This is a genomic window from Streptomyces sp. NPDC127084, assembly GCF_042724175.1.
Taxonomy (GTDB): domain Bacteria; phylum Actinomycetota; class Actinomycetes; order Streptomycetales; family Streptomycetaceae; genus Streptomyces.
In genome coordinates this window covers 18,417-22,990 of the sequence record NZ_JBHXFA010000125.1, presented here as the reverse complement: position 1 = coordinate 22,990, position 4,574 = coordinate 18,417, and the positions used below count along the sequence as shown (strand labels likewise).

Sequence of the window (4,574 nt, the reverse complement as noted above, 5' to 3'; positions counted from 1 at the left end):
CCCTTCAGTGCTGTCGCGGCCCTGGTCGGTGGTGCCACCGCTGTCGGGCGCCGCCGTGTCAGCGTCGCGGGCGGTTGCGGGGGGCGCGGGGCCGCGGCGGCGCCCCGCGCGGGGGGGCCCCCCCCCCCGCGCTGCGTTACCCAGCAAGTTGTCCCGCGCGGTCCCCCTTGCCCACGGGGGATCACCCCGACCGCCACGGGCGTGGCGATCCACGCCCCCGTAAAGTAAGCACCGTCCCCACCAGCCGCTCCACCGTCGCAGCGGCCCGCACCGCTGCACCGAGGAGCCGCACCGCCATGGCCGAGCACTCAGAAGGCACCCCGCAAGCCGAGCACCAGGCCGCGCGAGGCGAACACGGCGCGCGCACGGGGCGGCCCGGGCAGGCCGCGGGCACCGGGCAGCCCGCCTACCCCGTCGGGCTCCGGCTGTCCGGACGCCGAGTCGTCGTCATCGGGGGTGGCCAGGTGGCCCAGCGGCGCCTTCCGGCACTCGTCGCGGCCGGCGCCGACATCACCCTGATCTCCCCGTCCGCCACCGCGTCCGTAGAGGCCATGGCCGAGGCGGGCGAGATCAGCTGGACCAAGCGCCGTTACGAGGACGGGGACCTGGCCGACGCCTGGTACGCGCTTGTGGCCACCGGCGACCCGGTCGCCAACGAGGCCGTGTCGGCCGAGGCCGAGCGCACGAGGACCTGGTGCGTACGCTCCGACGACGCCGAGGCGGCCACCGCATGGACCCCGGCCACCGGCCGAAGCGAGGGCGTGACCGTCGCGGTGCTCACCGGAACCGACCCGCGGCGCTCCGCGGCTGTACGGGACGCCATCGTGGAGGGACTGCGGGACGGCTCCCTCGTCGCCCCGCAGCACCGCTCCCGCGCACCCTTCGTCGCCCTGGTCGGCGGTGGCCCCGGCGACCCGGACCTCATCACGGTCCGCGGCCGCAGGCTGCTCGCCGAGGCGGACGTGGTGATCGCCGACCGCCTCGGACCGCGCGATCTGCTGGACGAACTCCCACCGCACGTCCAGGTGATCGACGCGGCCAAGATCCCGTACGGCCGTTTCATGGCTCAGGAGGCCATCAACAACGCCCTGATCGAGCACGCCAAGGCGGGCAAGTCGGTCGTCCGGCTCAAGGGCGGTGACCCGTTCGTCTTCGGCCGGGGCATGGAGGAGGCCCAGGCCCTGGCGGAAGCGGGCATTCCCTGCACTGTCGTCCCCGGGATCTCCAGCTCCATCTCGGTGCCGGGCGCCGCGGGTATCCCGGTCACCCACCGGGGCGTCGCTCATGAGTTCACGGTCGTGAGCGGCCATGTCGCGCCCGACGACGAGCGTTCCCTGGTGGACTGGCAGTCGCTCGCCAAGCTGCGCGGCACCCTCGTGATCCTCATGGGCGTGGACAAGATCGGCGCCATCGCCGAAGCGCTGATCGCGCACGGCAAGTCCCCCCGGACCCCGTTGGCCCTGATCCAGGAAGGCACCACCGCGGCCCAGCGCCGGGTCGACGCCACACTCGCCACGGTCGCCGACGCCGTCCGTACGCATGACGTCAGGCCGCCCGCCGTCATCGTCATCGGGGACGTGGTCGCCGTCGGCGCCGAGCAGCCCGGCTCGTAAGTACAGCCTGCCCAGGCCGCCCCCACGAGCGTAACCAGCGGTAACCAATACCCGTCCGGGCGTTGGCACCATCACCCGGAGAAGGCAGTATCACCCTGTGGCTGAACTCATCACCGTCGAAGACCCCGACGACCCGCGGCTGCGCGACTACACGGGACTGACCGACGTCGAACTCCGTCGTCGGCGCGAGCCCGCCGAGGGCCTGTTCATCGCTGAGGGCGAGAAGGTCATCAGGCGGGCCAAGGACGCCGGTTACGAGATGCGTTCCATGCTGCTCTCGGCCAAATGGGTGGACGTGATGCGGGATGTCATCGACGAGATCCCGGCACCCGTGTACGCCGTGACTCCCGAGCTCGCCGAACGCGTCACCGGCTACCACGTCCACCGCGGCGCACTCGCCTCCATGCAGCGCAAGTCGCTGCCCACGGCCGCGGAACTGCTGCACAGCGCCCGCCGCATCGCCGTTATGGAATCGGTGAACGACCACACGAACACCGGTGCGATCTTCCGCAGTGCCGCCGCACTCGGCATGGACGCCGTGCTGCTCTCGCCCGACTGCGCCGACCCGCTCTACCGGCGTTCGGTGAAGGTCTCGATGGGCGCGGTCTTCTCCGTCCCCTACACCCGGCTCGACAACTGGCCCAGGGGACTGGAAACGGTCCGGGAGGCGGGCTTCAAACTGCTCGCCCTCACTCCCGACGAGAAGGCCTCGCCCATCGACGAGGCAGCGCCGCACCGGATGGACAGGGTCGCGCTGATGCTCGGTGCGGAAGGGGACGGTCTGTCGCGGCAGGCTCTGGTCGCCGCCGACGAATGGGTACGCATCCCGATGGCCCACGGAGTGGACTCGCTCAACGTGGGAGCGGCCGCGGCAGTCGCCTTCTACGCCGTCGCGACGGGCCGCCCGGAAGACTGAGCGACCCCGCGCCGACCCCGGGCGTACCTCAGCCCCGCAGTCCCTGCGCCACGGTGATCCCCAGCGCCACCACGAGCGTCACCACCACGAACACGAAAATCCGCTGCCGCAGCAGACGGGGGTTGGCCGGCCTGCGGCCAGTCGAGGTCGTACGCCCACCAGCACGCGACGGCGTACGCCCCGCCTCCGTGCCACCCCGGGACGGAACCGGACGCGAACCACCCGTGCGGGATGCTGAGGAACGTGCCCCGCGCTCGGACGCCGGGCGTCCCTGCCCCTGGGTGCTGCCGCGCCCCTGGCCCTGGGTGCTGCGCGCCGTGTACCGGACGGTCGCCTGGCGCCCCGATGACAGCTCCTGCTCGATCCGCTCCCGCTGGGCGGGCGGGCGCAGCGCCGGCAGTCCCTGGGCCTCGCGAGCAGCGATCTCCTTCAGCCGCATGGAGAGCTGGAGTGTGCTCGGACGGTGCTCGGGGTCTTTCGCCAGGCACGCCCGCAGCAGCGGGGCAAGCGCGTCCGGTACCCCGGTCAGCTGCGGTTCCTCGTGCACGACCCGGTAGAGCATGACCTCCGAACTGCCCTGCCCGAAGGGAGAGTCACCGGTCGCGGCGTACGCGAGCGTGGCGCCCAGCGAGAACACGTCGGTAGCGGGGGTGACCACCGCGCCCCTGACCTGCTCGGGCGCCAGAAAGCCCGGCGAGCCCACGGCCGTGCCGACATGGGTGAGCGTGGACGCCCCGGTCGCCCAGGCGATCCCGAAGTCGATGATCCGCGGCCCCTTGGGGGACAACAGGATGTTCGACGGCTTCAGATCACGATGCACCACACCGGCCTCGTGAACGGCGACCAGACCTTCCGACAGCGCCGCCCCGATCGCCGCGGTCTCCGCGGCCGACAGCGTGCCGTCCTCGGCCACCTTGTCGTGCAGCGACGGGCCGGGCACGTACTGCGTGGCGAACCACGGGCGATCGGCCTCCAGGTCCGCCGCCACCAACCGGGCCGTGCAGCCGCCCCGGATGCGCCGTGCGGCGGACACCTCGCGGGCGAACCGCGACCTGAACTCCTGATCCTCCGCCAGGTCCGGCCGGATCACCTTCAGCGCGACGCGCTGACCGCGGCGGTCGGAACCGAGGTAGACGACTCCCATGCCGCCGGCGCCCAGCCGCCGATGCAGCCTGAACGAGCCGACGACACGCGGATCCTCGCGCCGGAGCCGCATCAACGCCATGTTCATCCCCGCCGGCTGGTCGTCCGATATCCGTTTGACGTGGCACAGCTTACGTATCCGTAGGCCGGTGTGCTCATAGGCCGCGCCCTCGGGAGCCGATCGATCGTCAGTGCCACCCAGGGCGGCTGAAGTGAAGTCAGGGGCCCGCCATACAGCGGACCAAGCCACGAGGTCTCTTTCAAGAGGGCTTATCAGAAAGGGCGTTGACAGGGAGCAGTAGCCAACGGTGCCGGACTCGGCCGGGGTGGCGCCGGGTCCGTCCCCCCGCTGATCGACGCCTTCCGGCTGGTGGGTGAGGCCCGTGGCCCTTACAGCGGTGAGCGGGACGTGACCGACGTCACCCACGCGATGGCCGGTCGGCCAGGCAGGTCCCGGGGCCAGGTCCGGCTGGTCTTCCACTGGAGGGCGGGCCCCGGGACAGCGCTCCCTCTCAGGGAAGACCCGCAGATCGTGTCCCCCGCCTCCACCCAGGGGAGTACACCGCAGGTGCTCGGCTCATCCTCCGGGAGGCCCGCGATTCAGTACGCGGGCATGACGCCCGGATACACCCGCGTCCCTAGCCTTGAGGTCAAGCGGTGGATGCAGCCACTCGTCCCCCGAGGTCGGACATCCGCCGCTGCCAACGACGAGAGGAGAGGACCCATGGCGGACACGGCTTCGCGGACCATGATCCGCACACATGGGCGCAGGGCGTTCGCCGAGTTCGGTGTCCGCCCGGCCGGGGGGGGGGGCGCCCCGCGCGGGGGGGCGCGGGGGCGCGAGGGGGCACGCGCGGGGCCTATAAACGAGACACCCCGACCGCCACACTCACCCCGGGGCT

Annotated in this window: 3 protein-coding genes; 2 read left to right on the top strand and 1 reads right to left on the bottom strand. The window is 72.0% G+C overall.

Annotation, left to right across the window (positions count from 1 at the left end; all coding sequences use genetic code 11):
• Nucleotides 1-296: 296 nt before the first annotated feature.
• Both cobA and ACFWI9_RS25285 read left to right on the top strand, forming a co-directional pair.
• On the top strand, nucleotides 297-1,613 hold the full coding sequence (cobA, locus tag ACFWI9_RS25290) for a uroporphyrinogen-III C-methyltransferase (protein ID WP_387165339.1): 1,317 nt from the start codon (nucleotides 297-299) through the stop codon (nucleotides 1,611-1,613).
• Between the two features lie 97 nt (nucleotides 1,614-1,710).
• Nucleotides 1,711-2,529: a TrmH family RNA methyltransferase gene (locus ACFWI9_RS25285; protein ID WP_387165338.1), complete on the top strand. Its 819-nt coding sequence runs from the start codon at nucleotides 1,711-1,713 to the stop codon at nucleotides 2,527-2,529.
• 28 nt (nucleotides 2,530-2,557) lie between these two features.
• On the opposite strand, the gene ACFWI9_RS25280 is transcribed toward ACFWI9_RS25285, so the two are convergent.
• The gene (locus tag ACFWI9_RS25280; RefSeq protein WP_387165340.1) at nucleotides 2,558-3,754 is read right to left on the bottom strand and encodes a protein kinase; all 1,197 of its coding nucleotides are present in this window, start codon (nucleotides 3,752-3,754) and stop codon (nucleotides 2,558-2,560) included.
• Nucleotides 3,755-4,574 lie beyond the last annotated feature (820 nt).